Annotated in this window: 12 protein-coding genes; 8 read left to right on the top strand and 4 right to left on the bottom strand. The window is 72.0% G+C overall.

The window, feature by feature from the left end; all coding sequences use genetic code 11:
• From ACFKCF_RS57840 to ACFKCF_RS57830, 3 genes are read left to right on the top strand one after another with little or no spacing between them, the layout of a single operon-like run.
• Complete coding sequence (locus tag ACFKCF_RS57840) at positions 1-828, top strand: ATP-binding cassette domain-containing protein (protein ID WP_394505574.1); 828 nt, start codon at positions 1-3, stop codon at positions 826-828.
• A 37-nt stretch (positions 829-865) separates the two neighbouring features.
• Positions 866-2,884, top strand: a complete 2,019-nt coding sequence (locus ACFKCF_RS57835) for a PKD domain-containing protein (RefSeq protein ID WP_394505572.1) — start codon at positions 866-868, stop codon at positions 2,882-2,884.
• On the top strand, positions 2,881-3,696 hold the full coding sequence (locus ACFKCF_RS57830) for a dihydroxy-acid dehydratase (protein ID WP_394505570.1): 816 nt from the start codon (positions 2,881-2,883) through the stop codon (positions 3,694-3,696). The genes ACFKCF_RS57835 and ACFKCF_RS57830 overlap by 4 nt, the downstream gene beginning before the upstream one ends.
• Before the next feature lie 11 nt (positions 3,697-3,707).
• On the opposite strand, the gene ACFKCF_RS57825 is transcribed toward ACFKCF_RS57830, so the two are convergent.
• From ACFKCF_RS57825 to ACFKCF_RS57815, 3 genes are read right to left on the bottom strand one after another with little or no spacing between them, the layout of a single operon-like run.
• Positions 3,708-5,228, bottom strand: a complete 1,521-nt coding sequence (locus ACFKCF_RS57825; RefSeq protein ID WP_394505568.1) for a family 43 glycosylhydrolase — start codon at positions 5,226-5,228, stop codon at positions 3,708-3,710.
• A 4-nt stretch (positions 5,229-5,232) separates the two neighbouring features.
• Positions 5,233-6,984 (bottom strand): DUF5605 domain-containing protein, encoded by a 1,752-nt coding sequence (locus ACFKCF_RS57820; protein ID WP_394505566.1) that lies wholly within the window; start codon positions 6,982-6,984, stop codon positions 5,233-5,235.
• Positions 6,984-9,797 (bottom strand): family 78 glycoside hydrolase catalytic domain, encoded by a 2,814-nt coding sequence (locus ACFKCF_RS57815; RefSeq protein WP_394505565.1) that lies wholly within the window; start codon positions 9,795-9,797, stop codon positions 6,984-6,986. The genes ACFKCF_RS57820 and ACFKCF_RS57815 overlap by 1 nt, the downstream gene beginning before the upstream one ends.
• Before the next feature lie 169 nt (positions 9,798-9,966).
• Here ACFKCF_RS57815 and ACFKCF_RS57810 point away from each other — a divergent pair, with 169 nt between their 5' ends.
• From ACFKCF_RS57810 to ACFKCF_RS57800, 3 genes are all read left to right on the top strand, one after another.
• A complete protein-coding gene (locus ACFKCF_RS57810; RefSeq protein WP_394505563.1) occupies positions 9,967-12,357 on the top strand; it encodes a glycoside hydrolase family 3 N-terminal domain-containing protein in 2,391 nt (796 codons plus the stop codon).
• Complete coding sequence (locus tag ACFKCF_RS57805) at positions 12,354-13,400, top strand: family 43 glycosylhydrolase (protein WP_394505562.1); 1,047 nt, start codon at positions 12,354-12,356, stop codon at positions 13,398-13,400. Before ACFKCF_RS57810 ends, ACFKCF_RS57805 begins: the two co-directional genes overlap by 4 nt.
• 317 nt (positions 13,401-13,717) lie before the next feature.
• Positions 13,718-15,247 carry an AMP-binding protein gene (locus tag ACFKCF_RS57800; protein ID WP_394505560.1) on the top strand — a complete coding sequence of 510 codons (1,530 nt, stop codon included), beginning with the start codon at positions 13,718-13,720 and terminating at the stop codon, positions 15,245-15,247.
• A 266-nt stretch (positions 15,248-15,513) separates the two neighbouring features.
• Here ACFKCF_RS57800 and ACFKCF_RS57795 read toward each other — a convergent pair whose 3' ends face one another.
• Complete coding sequence (locus ACFKCF_RS57795) at positions 15,514-16,722, bottom strand: MFS transporter (protein ID WP_394505558.1); 1,209 nt, start codon at positions 16,720-16,722, stop codon at positions 15,514-15,516.
• 197 nt (positions 16,723-16,919) lie between these two features.
• On the opposite strand from ACFKCF_RS57795, the gene ACFKCF_RS57790 reads away from it, so the two are divergent.
• Positions 16,920-17,720 carry a helix-turn-helix domain-containing protein gene (locus ACFKCF_RS57790; protein ID WP_394505613.1) on the top strand — a complete coding sequence of 267 codons (801 nt, stop codon included), beginning with the start codon at positions 16,920-16,922 and terminating at the stop codon, positions 17,718-17,720.
• A 56-nt stretch (positions 17,721-17,776) separates the two neighbouring features.
• Positions 17,777-18,245: NADH-quinone oxidoreductase subunit H (locus ACFKCF_RS57785; protein WP_394505556.1), on the top strand; the 469-nt coding region annotated here is incomplete at its 3' end.

Raw genomic sequence — 18,245 nt, 5'->3', positions numbered from 1 at the left:
ATGAACGCATTGCTGCAGGTTCAGGATCTGGTGGTACGGTTCCCCGGCCGCCGCAGGACCTCGACCACCGTCATCGACGGCGTCTCCTTCGAGCTGGCGGAGGGGGAGACCCTGAGTCTGGTCGGCGAGTCCGGGTCCGGCAAGACCACGATCGGCCGGGCCATCCTGGGCCTGGCGCCGGTCAGCGGGGGGAGCATCACCTTCCGCGGGGAGACCATCAGCGGCATCCCTCGGGCGCGCCGCCGCAAGCTCGCCCGCGACCTGCAGGTCATCTTCCAGGATCCGTACTCCTCGCTCAACCCGTCCATGACGGTCGGGGACATCCTGGTCGAGCCGCTCGCCGCGGCCGGCGTCGCCGGTGGCCGCGCCCGGATCCGGGAGCTGCTGGACGCCGTCGGCCTGCCCGCCGACGCCGCGGCCAGGTATCCGCGGGAGTTCTCCGGCGGGCAGCGGCAGCGCGTGGCCATCGCCCGGGCGCTCGCGCTGGATCCGGCCGTGATCGTCTGCGACGAGCCGACGAGCGCCCTGGACGTGACCACGCAGGCGCGCGTCCTGCGCCTGCTCAGGGACATCCAGCGGGCGACCGGAGTGGCCTACCTGTTCATCAGCCACGACCTCGGCGTCGTCAACGAGATCAGCGACCGGATCGCGGTCCTGCACCGAGGGAAGATCGTGGAACTCGGCGACGCGCACCAGGTGTCCACCGCGCCCCGGCACGAGTACACGCGCCGGTTGCAGATGGCCGCGCCGGTCGCCGACCCGGCGAAGCAGCGCGAACGGCGCGAACGGCGCCTGGGTCTACTCGCTCAGGGACGCCAGGACCCGTGACTCGGGTCCGCCCACCCGCACCCCCCAAGGAGCACGCATGAACACGCACCTGCGTACCGGCGCCGCCCTCCTGGCCCTCGCCGTGGGCCAGGTCCTCCTCCCGGCCCCAGCCGCTGCCGCGGCCGCACCGGACTGCGCCGCGACCCAGCCCGGCGGGCCCGTCCAGGTCACCCCGGACTGCGCCGATCCGCTCTACGCCCACCCCGTGATCGACGGCGAGCAGGACCTGACCACCCCGGTAGCCCATCGCCGGGTGTCCGGGCATTTCGAGGGCACGGCCGTGAAGTTCACGATCTACCTGCCCGCGGCCGCGCAGTGGCAGGGGCGGTTCTTCCAGTACACCTACCCGCTGTCGGACGAGAACGCCCTGGACCGCGTCGTCGCGTTCGGCGCCGCCAGCGGCGGATACACCGTCCAGACCAGCGGGGCGCAGGGATACCGCCACGCCGCCGCGGCCGCGAAGTTCGCCGAGACCGTGGCGGCCGCCTACTACCGCTCCGGCTCCCGGCGGATCTACGGCTACCTCTACGGGCCTTCCGGCGGTTCCTTCCAGACCGTCGGCGCCATCGAGAACACCACAGGGGTGTGGGAGGGGGCGGTCCCGATCGTCCTGGGGGTTCCCACGTCCATCCCGACCAACTTCTTCCTCCGGGCGCAGGCGCGCATGGTCCTGCGGGACGTGGCCGGGCGCATCGCGGACGCCGTCCGTCCCGGCGGCTCCGGCGACCCTTATGCCGGTTTGCCGGCGGTGCGGGCGGCGATGCTGCGCGAGGCGACCAGCCTGGGCGTCCCGTTGAAAGCGTGGGAGGACCCGGACTACGTGATGGGCCTGTCCACGGCCGACGGACTGCTCGGGTTCGGCGCCGTGATCCGGCAGCTCGACCCGTCCTACGCGGCCGACTTCTGGTCCAAGCCGGGCTACCTCGGCACGGAACAGTCGCCCCTCGGCGACATCGTCCGCGCCGAGCTGGTCGACGCGACGCCGACGATCACCCAGGTGCGGGCCGACGCGGACGGCACGCCGACCGCCGTCACCCTGGCCGGCCTGCCCACCCTGACGAGCACCCTCGGCCTGGACTTCGCCGTCGAGGCCGCCGACGGCACCAGGGCCCCCTTGACCGGCACCCTCGACCCCGCCACGGGCGTCCTCACCGTGGGCGGCGGGAACTCCGCCGCGGTGCTCGCCGCGCTCACGACCGGCGCGCGCGTCCACGTCGACAACCGCTGGTTCGTCGCCCTGCCGTCGTACTACCGCCACCAGGTCCCGCCGGCGGACCAGGGCTACACCGCCTTCGACGTGCTCCGCGGCCCGGACGGACAGCCCCGCTACCCGCAGCGGCCGGTGCTCGTCGGTCCCCTGATCGCGCGCGGCCCCGCCGGCGGAGGCACCTACACCGGCAAGATCACCGGCAAGGTCATCGTGGTGGACAACCTCGTCGACTCCGACGCCTACCCCTGGCACGCGGACTGGTACGCGAAGCGGGTCCGCGCGGCGCTCGGCGACCAGGCCTTCGAGAGCGGCTTCCGGCTGTACTACAACGACAACGCCGACCACCTGGACGGCCCGGTCACCGGCGCCAAGGCGAACCGGATCGTCTCGTACGACCCGATCGTCGAGCGGGCGCTGCGTGAGGTCGCCGCCTGGGCCGAGCGCGGCGTCACCCCGCCCCGGTCCACCCGGTACGACGTCACCGACGGCGAGGTCACCGTCCCGAAGCAGGCGCCGGACAGGCGCGGCATCCAGCCCGTCGTCGACCTGACGGCCGGAGGCAGGGACCGGGTGGACGTGAAAGCCGGGCAGAAGGTCGCCTTCGTCGCCAAGGTCCAGGTGCCCCCGGGAGCCGGCACGATCGTCTCCGCCGCCTGGGACTTCACGGGCTCGGGCACCTTCACCCCGATCGGCCTCGGCCCGCTGACCGTGGGCGGTAGCCACCGTTACACCAGGCCCGGCACGTACTACGTCTCCTTCAAGGTGGCCTCGTCCCGGTCCGGCGGGGCCGACCCGTTCGCCCGGGTCGAGAACCTGGACCGCGTCCGCGTGGTCGTGCGCCCATGAGCCGCGGCGCCGAGTGGTACGCCGGCGGCGACCGCAACGCCTACATCCACCGGGCCTGGATGCGGCGCGGGCTGCCGGCCCGAGCCTTCGACGGCCGCCCGCACATCGCGATCGCCAACACCGCCTCCGACCTCGCTCCCTGCAACCTGCACCTGAACGAGGTCGCCGAGCACGTCAAGCGGGGCGTGTGGGAGGCGGGCGGGGTGCCGCTGAACCTGCCGGTCGTCTCCCTCGGCGAGACCCAGGTCCGGCCGACCGCGATGCTCTGGCGGAACATGGCGGCGATGGCCGTCGAGGAGCTGCTGCGGGCCAACCCGGTCGACGGCGTGGTGCTGCTGGGTGGCTGCGACAAGACCATCCCCGCCCTGCTGATGGGTGCCGCCTCGGTGGACCTGACCGCGGTCGTGGTGCCCGGCGGGCCGACGCTCACCGGCCACTTCCGCGGGCAGCCGCTCGGCTGCGGCACCGACGTGTGGAAGCTGAGCGAGGAGGTCCGCGCCGGGACGCTGTCACAAGCGGAGTTCCTGCGCTCGGAATCGTCGATGATCCGCAGCAAGGGGCACTGCAACACGATGGGCACCGCCTCCACCATGAGGCTGCTGGCCGAAGTGCTCGGCATGACCCTGCCCGGCCTGGCCGGCACCCCGGCCCCCGACAGCCGCCTGCTCGAAGGCGCGCACGAGACCGGCCGCCTGATCGTCGAGATGATCGCCGCGGAACGCCGTGCTGGTCCTGCGCGGCTGCGGGCCCAAGGGCTACCCCGGCATGCCGAGGTGTCCAGCGGCGACGGGGTGCCGCGCGAATCCCACTGAAAGGACCCGCCTTACGAGCCGCCTTCCCCGTGGTAGCGGAAGTGCGCGAAGCGGACCACTCCTTCTTCGGCGAACACGCCGGCGACCCGGCCCGTGAACGGCGCCGCCGTCTCGACCGCCCAGAAGCGGCCGTCGAGCTCGGCGAGCCGGGTCTCGGCGCCGGCCTCGTCGACGACGATCAGCCGGATGCGGTCGCCCGCGCCTGTCCACGGCGGTCCGCCGGGCAGCGGATGGTCCGTCTCCAGGCGCAGCAGAACCTCGTCGCCCGCCACCTGGACGCTCCATGACTGGGAGATCGTCGGCAGGCTCGCCCGCGCGGTCACCAGCGTCCCGGCTCCGGACGGGGCCCGCTCGGCGGCCAGGGCGACGGTGAAGTCGTCGTCGGAGCGCAGTCCCAGGCCGCCTCTGCCGTCGCAGGCGTCGACGCGGGTCTCGAAGACGCTCGCGACGTGGCGCTGGCGGCGGCCGATGAAGTCCGGCCTGAAGGCGCCGAGGCCGCCGGAGGTGGCGCGGACGGTGAGACAGCCCGGCCACTCGCCGAGGGAGGCGATCTCCGCGGGCGTACGCCCCACGGCCAGCCAGCCGGGGTCGTTCAGAGCGCTGTCGTCGGCGAAGTCGAAGTACTCCTCCAGCGGCTCCGGGCGGGGATCGAGCTCGACCGGGGCCGGCTGCGGCCAGCCGTCCACCCATTCGACGGCGGTGACGTACGTCTCCCGTCCCAGCGGCGAGTGCGAGCCGGCCTTGCGCGTGGCGAGGAGCACGAGCAGGTCCTGCCCGTCGGGGCCCCTGACCAGATCGGCGTGACCCGCGCAGCCCACCGGAGCGCCGGTGCCCGACGGGCGCAGGATCGGATTGCCCGGAGCGCCCTCGAACGGCCCCTCGATGCCGGGGCCGCGCGCGATGCTGACGGAGTGGGCCCAGCCGGTTCCGCCCTCGGCGATGAGCAGGTACCAGTGGCCGTCGCGCCGGTAGAGGTGCGGCCCCTCGGGAGCGACCAGCCCGGTGCCGGACCAGAGCCGGCGCGGTGTCTCCAGGAGCGTTCCCGTGACGAGGTCGGCGCGGGCCTGCAGGATGCCCCGGTGCGCCACCACCACGGTGCCGTCCAGCTCGAGATCGCTGTAGGTGATGTACGCCGTGCCGCTCTCGTCCCAGGCCAGATCGGGGTCGATCCCGCTGACACCGTCGATGGTGACCCCCTCGCTCCACGGCCCGGCCGGGTCCCGCGCGGTGAACACGACGCAGCCCCGCGGGCTCGCCGCCACGCAGACGATCACATGGAACAGCCCGTCGTGGTGGCGGATGGTCGGAGCCCACACGCCGGCCCCCGCCGGCGTCGCCGCGATGCCGGCCTGCTCCTCGCGGGTCACGACGTTGCCGATGTGCTCCCAGGTGACGAAGTCGGTGCTGCGGTAGATCGGGATGCCGGGCAGATACTCGAACGACGAGGTGATCAGGTAGTACGTGCCGTCCACGACGATGCAGCTGGGATCCGGGTTGAATCCCGAAATAAGGGGATTGGGCAGTCGGCTCACCAGGTCAGTCCTCAATCGCCCGCAGGCGGATCGCGTGGTACGGGCGGCCGGGCAGCGTCAGCGTGAATTCTCCTTCGTAGCTGCCCGGGAGCTCGGTGATGGTCATGTTCCAGGTGTCGATGACGTCGGCCCGGTAGCGGGTCCCCGGGCGGAGGGAGAAGGCCCGCCGGCGGGGCTGCAGGTGACCCAGGTAGGCGAGGTAATAGCGGCCTTCCACGCCGCCGACCGGAACGTCGAAGTCGCCCGGCAACGGGTCGATGCCGGCGACGTCGGCCGGCAGCTCGTCGAGCACGGCCCGCAGGAACCGGAGGCGTGCCGTGCTCTCGCCCTTGAGCACCCCGCCCTTGGCCCACCACAGGACGTCGTCGTCGGCCAGGAAGCACTCGCCGTGCGTGACGTGGCCGCCCCGCACCGCCCCTTCCCAGCACCGGCGGACCAGCTCCTGCGGCATCAGGTTGCCCCAGCCCCACTCGATGTCACCCTCGTAGCCGCACTCGTCGACCAGCACGGGCTTGCGCCAGCGGGCGCGCCATTCGGCGGTGTCGTCCGGCGCCCGCTGAATGCTGGCGTGGGTGACCCAGTACGCGCTGTTGTCCCAGATCTCGGCCCAGTTGTGCACGCTGAGCAGATGGTCGTGCGGATCGTGCGCGCGGATCACGGAGGCGAAGCGGTGCCAGTCGGAGGTGTCCTTGGCCCACATGAGATCGTACTCGTTGGCCAGCGACCACCACACGTTCGGACAGGCGGCAAGCCTGGACACCACGTACCGCAGATAGCGGTCGTCGGAGGCCGCGCCCATGTCGGAGAATCCCCAGCGGTCGTAGGGGTGGAAGAGGATGACATCGGCCTGGACGCCCAGGGCGTCGAGCCGCGCGATGCGCTGCTCCAGATGGCGGAAGTAGGCGGGATCGGGGCGCTCGAAGTCCCAGCCGTCCTCGGGCGAGCCCTCGAAGGGGTAGCGCGGCGGCTCGCCGGTGTTGTGGACGAACGACTTGGGGAAGACGCACATGCGGATCTTGTTGAACGGGCTCTCCGCGAGACTCCGGAGAGTCTGTTCCTCCAGGTCGTCGCCCTGGTGGGTCCAGGCGTAGGCGGTGGTGCCCACCGGAAGGTAGCGGGTGCCGTCGGCGTGGCGGAAGTGGAAGGTCCGGTGGACGCGGACGGGCCCGTGGTCGCCGTCGGCGGCGGGCTCGCAGCGGAACCCTCCGGCGATCGCATCCAGGGACCGGGCGTTGCTGAAGGTGCGGAAGGACCAGTCGCCTTCCTCGTCCGGCAGGAACCGGATGCGATAGACCCCGTCGCCGTCGTAGAAGCCGTGCGCGGTGAGGCTGCGCTCGCCGAGACGGAACTCGGCCCGAAGGGCGACGTCGGTGAACGGGTTGCCGTGCGCCGGGCCGTGCAACTCCAGCTCGAACGTCCGCCATCGGGTGGCGCGCTCCTGCTGCCGGAGCGAGGCGCTGCCGACGGGCACCTCGGCGGGCTCGTAGCGAGGGGACACGGCATCGGGCGTCCCGAAACGGGCCGGCGGCTCCTGAGCCGGCTCCTCCACCGCGGCCAGTTCGGCATAAAGGGCCTTGCGGGCCGCGGGGTCGGTCCGGATCCCCTGCGCGAAGCCGGTGACCTGCTCCAGGGTGCCGTGCATGCTCTGAACGCGCATCAGGTCGTTCTCGATGCCCGGCAGGTATCTGCGGACCACGGCCGCGGCCCGCTCGTCGCGGAGGACCTCGCCGAGAATGGATGAGGGACCGTACGGCATCATCGACTCCTGTGATCAATGGTGGAACGGAGGATCGCGTCGACCCTGTGCCGGAGGGCGCCCGTACCGGGCAGTGACCCCTGCACCGAGAGGGCCCGGGTGACGTCGGAGGCGGGCGCGTCGAGGTAGGCGGCGAGCCGCCCGGCGGCCTGCGCCTCGCCCTCCGCGGCGACGCCGGTCTCGACCGCCGCGGTGACGATCGCGGACCAGGTGGCGGGGTCGTCCAGCACGTCCCGGACGGTGACGAGGTCGCGCCCCTGCGGGAACGGGTCGGCCACCTCCCAGTGGTGCTCACCGTGTCCGACGGCGACCGGTTCGCCGGCGCCGGGCAGGAACACCCGGGCCGTGGTGCCGACCGGGACGCGTACCCGCAGGTGGAACCGGCCGTCGGCCCGCTCCCACGCGACGCCCGCCTCGCCGTAAGGCGTCAGGTGCCGCGCCGAGGCGGAGGTGAGGGCGATCGAGGGCCGGGGGTGGACGAGGAGCTCGCGGTAGCCTGGCGCGGCCGGTGCGAGGCCGGCGACCGTGCGGTGCAGCCAGTCGGCGACCGCGCCGAGCGCGTAGTGGTTGAACGAGGTCATCTCGCCGGGGTTGACGCTGCCGTCGGGCAGCATGCTGTCCCAGCGCTCCCAGATCGTGGTCGCGCCCATGGTGACCGGGTAGAGCCACGACGGGCAGCCGGTCTGCAGCAGCAGCCGGTAGGCGACGTCCACGTGCCCGGTCGAGGTCAGCGCGTCGGTCACGAGCGGGGTGCCCACGAAGCCGGTGCTGATCCGGAAGCCACTGGCGCGTACGAGGTCGGCCAGCCGGCGGCCGGCCTGCACGCGCTGTTCCTCGCCGGGCAGCAGGGCCCACTCGACGGCGAGGGCGTAGACGGTCTGCGCGTCGGACAGGACACGGCCGGCGGGCGTGACGTACGCGCGGGCGAAGGCCTCGCGGACCTCGGCGGCCAGGGCGGCGTACCGATCGGCTTCGCCGGCCCGGCCGAGCACCCGGGCGGCGTCGGCGACCACCTGCGCCGAGCGGGCCAGGTGCGCGGTGGCGATCACGTCCGGGTCGGCCTTCGCCTGCCCCGGAGCCTCCGGCGGCGCGTCCGGGTCGAGCCAGTCGCCGAACTGGAACCCGCCCGACCACAGCCGGTCCGCACCGGCCAGGCCGGCCATCCTGTCCACCCAGGCCCGCATGCTCGGCCACTGCCGCTCCAGCACGCCGCGGTCCCCGGTGCGCCGGTAGAGCACCCAGGGCACCAGCGTCGCCGCGTCGCCCCACGCCGCCGCCGCGGGAGAGTCGTCGTGCAGCACGTCCGGGATCACGAACGGCACCGATCCGTCCGGCCGCTGCTCGGCCGCGAGGTCCGCCAGCCAGGAGCCGAGGAAGCCCGCGCTGTCGAACAGGAACGTCGCCGCCGGCGCGAACACCTGGATGTCGCCCGTCCAGCCGAGCCGCTCGTCACGCTGGGGGCAGTCCGTGGGGACGTCGACGAAGTTGCCGCGCATGCTCCACACCACGTTCTCGTGGAAGCGGTCGAGCAGCTCGTGGGAGGAGGCGAACCAGCCGGTGCGCCGCAGGTCAGACCCGATCACCACGGCTTCGAGATCGCCCGCGCGCAGGCCGGGCACGCCCGACACCTCGGCGTAGCGGAAGCCGTGAAAGGTCAGCGACGGCTCCAGCATCTCCTCGTCCCGGCCCGCGACGAGGTAGGTGTCGGTCGCCTTGGCCGCGCGCAGCGGGCGGGTGCCGAGCTCCCCGTCCTCCAGGACCTCCGCGTGCCGGACGGCGACCTCGCTGCCGGGCGCGAGGTCGCGGACGCGCAGGCGCACCCACCCCACGGCGTTCTGGCCGAAGTCGACCAGGGTCCGGCCGGAGGGCGAGGTCCACACCCGCTGGGCCGGCAGGACGCCGGTGACCCGCAGCGGCGGCCCTTCGGGGGCGACCAGGCGGGCGAGATCGGCTTCGACCACCTTGACCCCGCTCGCCGCCGGGCGCCACTCGCCGCCGCGCCGGCGCAGGTCGGTGTGCTGCCCGTCGTAGAGGTCGTCGGCGAGGATCTCGCTCTCCCGGGCCGTCCACGATCCGTCACTGGCCAGGACGTGCACGCGGCCGTCGGTGGTGGTCACCTCCAGCTGTGCCAGCAGCGCGAGCCGGTCGCCGTAGCGGGCGCGCTCGCCCAGGAAACCCAGACGGCCCCGGTACCAGCCGTTGCCCAGCAGGATCTCCAGCACGTTGTGCCCGCTGGTCACCAGGTCCGTCACGTCGTAGGTCTGGTAGCGCAGCCGGTGCGGGTAAGCCGTCCACCCGGGGGCGAGGACCTGGTCGCCGACCCGGCGTCCGTTGAGCGTGGGGACGTACACGCCGTGCGCGGTGGCGTACAGGCGGGCCTCGCCGACCTCGCCCGGGACCTCGATGGACGCGCTCAGCACCGGGGCGGGCATGTGCATGCCGCCGACGCCGACCGGGCTCACGAACGCGGCGCTCCAGTCGGCGGCCTCCAGCAGCCCGGCCTCGGCGACGGACGGCTCGCTCCATTCGCTCCACTGGTCCGCGTGCGCCACCCGGACGCGCACGGCGGCGGACTCCCGGGAGGCCAGCGGCGCCGCCGGCCACGGGACCAGCACCTGCTCGGAGCCGGTCACGCGGTGCCTGCCGGTGGTCCCGTTCCGCGTGATCTCCACCTCGTACGCCGTCTGCTCGTAACCGGCGTCCGCCTCGGGAACCGTCCAGGACAGACGCGGGGCACCGGTCCCCAGCCCCAGGACCGGTGAGGGGCCGGTGTGGTGTTCGAACCGGGGCGCAGTGGGTGCGGCCGCGACCATGCAAGTCTCCAGGCTTATGTGTGTAACGTTCTACGCGAGATTAGTGGGTGAGATCGAGCCGGGCAAGACGTCGAGGAGGGTTTGGTCGCACTGGAGGTGCCCTTGACTCTCGTCGCGCGCCGTCCCTAACCTGCCGCGTAGAACGTTATACAGACGATCGGAACCAGCAATGACGAACCATCGCGATACCCGCCTGACGGCCGACGCCCGAGCCGAGCTGCTGCTGCGAGAGATGACCCTGGAGGAGAAGTGCGGCCAGCTCACCGCGGTCATGCCGTGGTCCCTGGTGCGCGCGGACGGTTCGGACGCGGAGGGCGCGGCGGACCTGTCGGCGAACCCGCCGGGTCATGTCGCCCAGCTGATCGTCGACGACCCCGCCCAGCTGGCACGCCTGGTGGGGACGATCCAGCATCGGTTCGTGACCCGGACCAGGCTCGGCATTCCGGCGCTCTTTCATGCCGAGGCGCTGAACGGGTTCCTCGCGGGCGGTCACATGATCTTCCCGACCGCCATCGGGCTGGCCGCCACCTGGAGCCCCGAGCTGGTCGAGGAGATGACGGACCTGATCCGCCGGCAGATGCGCCGCACCGGGCTGCGGCACGCGCTCTCCCCGGTGCTGGACGTGGCGCTCGACGCCCGGTGGGGCCGGGTGCACGAGACCTACGGGGAGGACCCCTACCTGGCGGCGGCCTTCGGCGTCGCCTTCACCCGCGGGCTGCAGGGGACCGACCTCGCCGAAGGCGTGATCGCCACCGGCAAGCACTTCCTCGGCTACGGCGCCACGGCGGGCGGGCGCAACCAGTCGGCGTTCGAGGCCGGTCCCCGGCAGCTCCGGGACCTGTTCGCGTACCCCTTCGAGGCGGCGATCCAGCTCGCCGGCCTGAAGTCGGTCATGAACTCCTACTCCGACATCAACGGCGTCCCGGCGGGCATCTCCCGGGAGGTGCTCACCGACCTGCTGCGCGGGACACTCGGCTTCGACGGCTTCGTCTCGGCCGACTACGGAACCCTCGAACAGGTGGTCAACCGGCAGCGGGCGGCCTCCACCCCCGGAGAGGCAGGGCGATTGGCGATCATCGCGGGGCTGGACGTCGAGTTCCCGACGCCGTTCGCCTACGGCAGCGCGCTGGCCGCGGAGGTGGAGGCCGGCCGGCTCGACGTGCGTGACCTCGACGTCTGCGTGCTGCGGGTGCTGCGAGCCAAGTTCGAGCTCGGGCTGTTCGAGAACCCGTACCCGGCCGAGCACATCGACGTCGGCGCCGTGGCGCGTGAGGGCGGGACGCTGTCGCAGGAGCTCGCCCGCAGGTCGGTGGTGCTCGTGAAGAACGACGGCATCCTGCCCCTGCCGGCGGAGCCGGCCGTCGCGGTGATCGGGCCGCACGCCGACGCCGTGGTACGCCAGTTCGCCACCTACACCTACCCGGGATGGCGCGAGGCGGTCAACGCCGAGCAGCGCGGCGAGGCCGGCACCATGGCCGGGGCCGAGGCGATCAAGGCCTCCTGGTTCGACGGGCTGTTCTCGCCGGTGGACGTGGAGGCCCTGGCCCGTGGCCGCTACGGGGCCCGTCCGCTCGCCGAGGAGATCGCCGCGTTCGCCGGTGAGGTCCTGGCCGAACCGGGCTGCGCGATGACCCGGCCGCTCGGGCAGGACGCGCTGGATCGGGCCGTGGCCGCCGCGCGCGGGGCCGACGTCGTGGTGCTCGCCCTGGGCGGATCGAGCCTGTGGTTCACCGGCGAACGCACCGAGGGGGAGGACAGCGACTCGGTCGACATCGCGCTGCCCGCCGCGCAGACGCGGCTCGCCGAGGCGGTGGCCGCGACCGGCAAACCCCTGGTGGTGGTGCTCGTCCAAGGACGGGCCTACGCGCTGCCCGAGGTGGTGCGCGATGCCGCCGCGATCGTGGTGAGCGCCTTCGGCGGGCCGTACGGGGCCAAGGCGGTGGCCGAGGTGCTCTTCGGCGCCGTCAATCCCAGCGGCAAGCTGCCGTACAGCATCCCCCGGCACAGCGGGCAGATCCCGGTCTACCACCACCAGAAGGCCGGCACCGGCTACCGCAGCCCGCTCCCGAACCACATCGCCCACCACTACCTGGACATGGAGGCCACCCCGCTGCACCCCTTCGGGCACGGCCTGAGCTACACCGGCTTCACGCTCACCGACCTGGCCTGCGACCCCGAAGTGGACACGGCCGGCACGGCCGGTATCAGCGCGACCGTCACCAACGCCGGAGCGGTCGAGGGGGCCACCGTCGTCCAGCTCTACCTGCGCGTCAACACCTCGGGAGCCACCCGACCGGCGCAGCAGCTCGCCGGATTCCAGCGGGTCGAGCTCGCGTCCGGCCGGTCCCGCCGCGTCACCTTCCACGTTCCGGCCGCCCAGCTCGGACACACCGACCTGGCCCTCGACTTCGCCGTCGAGCCCGCCACCGTCGACGTCTTCCTCGGGCTCGACTCCGACGACCGCGCCTTGTCCGGGTCGTTCGAGCTGACCGGCAAGGCCCGCGTGCTCACCGGCGGCGAGCGCTCGTTCCTGTCCGCGACCACGACCCGAGAGGCATGACGTTGTACGACTCCATCCGCCCCGGCCAGGTCTGGCTCGACACAGGCGGCAACCGCATCCAGGCGCACGCCGGCTCCATCCTCTCCGAGGACGGCACCTTCTACTGGTACGGCGAGAACAAGGAGCACACCACTCCGGACGGCGACATCTGGACCTGGGGCATCCGCTGCTACTCCTCCACCGACCTCTACAACTGGGAGGACCGCGGCCTGATCATCCCGCCGGACCTCGACGACCCCGGCTCGCCCCTGCATCCGGCCCAGCTCATCGACCGCCCGCACATCATCCGCGACCCGCGCACCGGCCGGTACGTCTGCTGGCTCAAGATCATGGGGGAGGGACACACGCAACGCTCCACCGTCCTGACCGCCGACTCGCCGCTCGGCCCCTACACGATCGTGCGCACCGGGCTCCGTCCCCTGGGCATGAACGCCGGCGACTTCGACCTCGTCGTGGATCCGGTGGACGGCAAGGGCTACTACTACTTCGAGCGCGTGCACAGCGAGCTCATCTGCGCCGACCTGTCCGACGACCTCACCGACGTCACCGGCTACTACTCCACGCACTTCCCCCGCCGCCGCCCGCCCATGGTGCGCGAGGCGCCCGCGTACTTCCGGCGTGAGGGCAGGCACTACCTCATCACCTCCGGTACGACGGGATACTTCCCCAACCCCTCGGAGGTGGCGGTCGCCGACACCTACCACGGGCCCTTCACGGTCCTGGGCGATCCGCACCCGTCGGACCCGAGCGGCACCTCGTTCCGCTCGCAGATCAGCTCCGTATTCCGGCATCCGGCCAAGCGGGATCTCTACATCGCGCTCGCCGACCGCTGGGCCCCGCGCCTGACGGAGAGCGAGTCGGACCAGAGCGAGGCCTTCGACCGGCGCTTCGCGGCCCTGGAAGCCGGCGAACGGCCCGTCCCGTTCGACGTGCCGGAGGTCGACACGTCGATCGCCGACTACGTCTGGCTGCCGATCCGGTTCGACGGGCGGATCCCGACGATCGAATGGCACGACGAGTGGCGAATAGAAGACTTCGGATGATGCCGGGCCGGTCGCCGCGGGGATGACCGCCGGGCGGATCGCGGACGAGGCCGGGCCACCGTGAGGGCGTCGACGACATGGTCGCCGTACGGCCTGGCCACCCCCGAGACCGTCGCCCCGGCCGCCGAGCCCCATGGCTGGCCGGCTGATTGACGTCGTGCCGGTCACGATGGGCTCCTCAAGGGCCGCCCTGACCGACCGCGCGCAGCGTACGGCGCCCGGTTGCCCGGCGGGCCGGCGCCGGAGCAGGCCGACGGAGTGAGCCTCATACTCGGAGGCGAACAGTACCGAGAGTCAGGAGAGCGATGCGGGTTCCGATGACGATTGCGGACTTCCTGGATCGGGCGGAGCTGGGGTTCGCGGACAGTGCTGGAGTGATCGACGAGCCGGATCAGCCCGCACCGCCCGTGACGGCATCCACGTACGGGCGGCTGGGTGAGCGGGTGCGGGCGTGGCAGGCCGGGCTGGACGCGCTCGGCACGCGTGAAGGCGACCGGGTGGCGGTGGTCAGCCACAACTCGGCCCGCCTGCTGGAACTGCTGTTCGCGGTGCCGATGAGCGGCCGCATCTGTGTCCCGGTCAACTTCCGCCTGAAGGCCGAAGAGATCGATTACGTGGTGCGGCAGAGCGGAGCCTCGGTCCTGCTGGTCGATCCCGAGGTCCGCGAGGCGACCGCCGGGATCGAGACGAACCACCGTTTCGTGCTGGGAGAGCAGACCGAGACGGAGTTGATGCGGTTCGACGCGGAGCCGCGCCCCTGGTCGAACCCGGACGAGGACGCCACCGCGACGGTCAACTACACCTCCGGGACCACGGCCCGCCCCAAGGGAGTCCAGCTCACCCACCGCAACATCTGGGTGAACGGACTGACCCTCGGCCTGCACACGCGGGCCTGGGAGCGGGACGTCTACCTGCACACGCTGCCGATGTTCCACTGCAACGGCTGGGGCATGCCGTTCGTGATGGCCGGGCTCGGCGTCAAGCAGGTGGTGCTGCGCAAGGTGGACGGAGCGGAGATCCTGCGCCGCGTGGACGAGCACGGCGTCACCCTGATGTGCGGGGCGCCGGCGGTGTGGAGCATGGTGCTGGACGCCGCGGCGGGCTGGGAGGGGGAGATCCCGGGCCGTGATCGCGTGCGGATCGTGTGTGCGGGGGCGCCGCCCCCGAGCCGGTTGATCCAGCGGGTGGAGGAGGAACTGGGCTGGGAGTTCATCCAGATCTACGGTCTGACGGAGACGTCGCCGCTCCTGACCGTCAACCGCGCTCGGCCGCAGGACGCCAACCTGCCGAGCGATCAACGGGCCCGGAAGCTCTCGCGGGCGGGGCTCCCGGCGCTGGGGGTCAAGCTGCGGATCGCCGATTCCGGGGAGGTGCTGGCACGGTCGAACGTCGTGTTCGACGGCTACTGGGAGAAGCCCGAAGAGACGGCGAACGCGCTGGACGACGGTTGGTTCCACACCGGCGACGGCGGCGACGTCGACGAGACGGACGGGCACCTGACGATCTCCGACCGCAAGAAGGACGTGATCATCACAGGAGGCGAGAACGTGTCCTCGATCGAGGTCGAGGACACCATCTTCAGCCACCCCTCGGTCGCCGAGGTGGCGGTCATAGGAGTGCCGGACGCCAAGTGGGGCGAGACGATCAAGGCGCTGATCGTGCGGGCCGAGGGTGCGACAGTGAGCGAGACGGAGATCATCACGTACTGCAAGGAGCGCATGGCCGGATACAAGGCGCCGACGAGCGTGGAGTTCCGCGACATGATTCCGCGCACGGCGACCGGCAAGATCCAGAAGTTCAAGCTGCGCGAGCCCTACTGGGCCGGGCGTGACAGAGGTGTCAACTGACTGCTTCGGTTCGGGGGCGCCAAGAGGCCGGCAGGACCGCCGGCTGCCCGGGCGGCGGGCTGGAGCGGATCTCGCGGCGCGCCCTTTCCACATGGTGCCGGGCCGTGGGGTAGCGGTCGCGGAAGTATCCGTACGCGGGACGGTCCTCGGCGGTCGCCTCCGCACCCTGCGGTTTCGCCTCCCCGGAGATGATCACGGTCTGGAACGACCCGCGCGAGTGGGGCGAGGCGCCTGCCCGGGAAGCGCGTGCCGCCGCCCAGGGGACGTCAGGGAGCAGGGGAGCGCTCTTCGTCGTGCTGAACGGTGGCCGAGCGGCGGCGGGTGTCGACGGCGGGGGCCAGGAAGACGGCGGAGGCGACGAAGGCGAGCACCGCGAGCATGGCCGTGCGCAGGCCCCAGTGGTCGCCGAGGAACCCGAGGCCGGGCGGGCCGACGAGGAAGGCGACGTAGCCGATGGTGGCGACCAGGCTGACGCGGGCGGTCTCGTTCGGCCCGGTTTCTCCGGCGGCGGACAGCGCGACGGGGAAGCCCAGCGACGCGCCGAGCCCCCAGAACAGGACGGCCGCGCCGGCCAGCACCGCGTTGTCCGAGAAGATCACCAGGACGAGACCGAGCGCCCCCGAGACGGCGCTGGCGCGGATGACGGTGGTGCGGCCGAAGCGGTCCAGGAAGAAGGTGCCGCCGAAGCGGCCGATGGTCATGGCCGCGGCGAACCCGGCGTAGACGAGGGACCCGGACGCGGCGTCCAGCCCGTGCCCGTCGACCATGAGCAGCGGCAGCCAGTCGTTGGCGGCTCCCTCGGCCAGGGCCATCGCCAGGACGATCGCGCCGATCAGGAGGAGTTTGCCGTCCTTCCAGACTTTCGATCCCGGGCCGCCGGACTCGGACTGGCCCGGTGCGCCGATGCCGATGCCCGCGGGGACGGCGCGGATGGCGTACAGGAAGATCGCGGCCGCGATCAGGGTGACGGCGGCCAGGTGCCAGTGCGCCGGAAGGCGGGCGGCGGTGGCCGCGATGCCGGCGCCGGCGCCGACGACAGTGCCCAGGCTGAAGCAGCCGTGCAGGGTGGGCAGCGTCGTCCTGCCGGTGATCCGCTCGACGTCGGCGGCGTCGACGTTCACGGCGACGTCACCGGCTCCCATGCCCGCGCCGAACGCGCACAGGCCCACCATGACCAGCGGTACGGACGCCATGAGGGTGCCGGCGCTGATGACGGCCAGGCTCACGACGATCATCGCGGTGCCGGCGACGATGACGGGCCTCGTCCCGTACCGGGAGGTGAGACGTCCGGAGCAGAGGATCCCGATCATGGAGCCCAGGGACAGGCCGAACAGGATCCAGCCCATCTGGCCGGTGGAGGCTTCCAGCCGGTCGCGGATGTCGGGGGTGCGGGTCACCCAGGACGACATCGCGATTCCCGGGAGGAAGAAGAGCAGGAACAGCGCCTGCCGGCGTCGGCGCGTGGCGAGGTCCATTGAAGATAGGTCTCCGTGGCAGTTGCGGATGTGCGGCAGGCGTACAGATGAATATTAAGGGTGAGAAGGATGCCCATAGGTGATGAAGTAGACATGTCAGGACTCGGCCCCGCCAGGCGGTCGTGGCGGGTCCCTGCCACCCGACGGCCGGCGACCCCCGGCGGCGCGGCCGCCCGGCTGGCAGGCTTGCCGGTGTGATGTCGATCCACTCGCTGCCCGCGCAGCGACAGGCGGAGCCGTACGAGATGATCGCCCGCCTGCCACCGCCGCACCTGCGTCCGTACGTGCTGGGGTGGGCCGGCTTTCGCGCCCGGGTGGGAGAGCCCGCCCGCCCCAGCCGGATGCTGCCGCTGAACGCGGCCACCCTGATCGTCGACTTCACCGGCATGGGCCCGATCGTCACCGGTCCCCGCGCCACCGCGACGTTCTCGGCCCACACGCCGTGGCGTCACGGGGTGGCGGTCGGGCTCACCCCCGCCGGGATGGCGGCGCTGACGGGTACGCCCCTCCGCGAGGTGGCCGGCACGACCGCGCGTCTGGAAGACCTCCTCGGCACCCGTGCCGAGGAGCTGACCGGCCGGTTGATCGAGCCGGGGAGCTGGGCGGACCGCTTCAGCCTGCTGGAGCAGCGGCTGACGGCGTGGCTGCGTCCCCACGCCGGCCCCAACGACCTGATCATGCGCGCCTGGTGGCGGCTGCAGGAGCCGGCCGGCCCGGCCACCATCGGGGCACTCGCCGGTGAGCTGGGCGTCAGCCGTCGTTATGTCGAGCTCGGGTTCCGGCGGGTGGTGGGCCTGTCGCCCAAGACGGTAGCCCGGATCACCCGATTCCAGCGGACCCTGGACACATGGAGACGGCCCTCGGCCACCCTGGACGAGGCCGTCGCCTGCGGTTACGCCGACCAGCCGCACCTCACCCGCGAGATCCGGGCGATGACGCAGATGAGCCCGAAACAGCTGTTCGCATTCGTTCAATACACCGACCGGCTCACCGGTTAGCGTGATCTTCCGCTCCCGGCCGAACGAGTGCCGGGGAGAGGAAGGGGCAACACGTCATGGCAGGCGTTCTCGCGGCCGATCCCACCCTGGCCGACTTCGGCAAGGACCCGCTGTGGATCACGATCGTCAAGGCCGTGATGGTGTTCCTCTTTCTGGCGCTGGGAGTCGTCTTCGGGGTCTGGTTCGAGCGCAAGCTGATCTCCAGGATGCAGAGCCGGTACGGCCCGAACCGGGCCGGCAAGTTCGGCCTCCTGCAGTCGGTGGCCGACGCGATCAAGATGGGCTTGAAGGAGGACCTCTTCCCGCGCACGGTGGACCGGGTGCTCTACCTGCTGGCCCCGGTCATCATGGTGGTGCCGGCGTTCCTGGCCTTCTCGATCGTGCCGTTCGCGGGGATGGTCGACCTGTTCGGCGTGCAGACGCCGCTGCAGCTGGTCGACCTGCCGGTGGCGGTGCTGTTCATGCTCGCCATGGGCGCGGTGTCGGTCTACGGCGTGGTGCTGGCCGGATGGTCGTCGCGCTCGC

The organism is Nonomuraea sp. JJY05, assembly GCF_043496855.1.
Classification (GTDB): domain Bacteria; phylum Actinomycetota; class Actinomycetes; order Streptosporangiales; family Streptosporangiaceae; genus Nonomuraea.
Note: the sequence above shows the minus strand (reverse complement) of the source record. Positions and strands in the feature narration are given on the sequence as shown.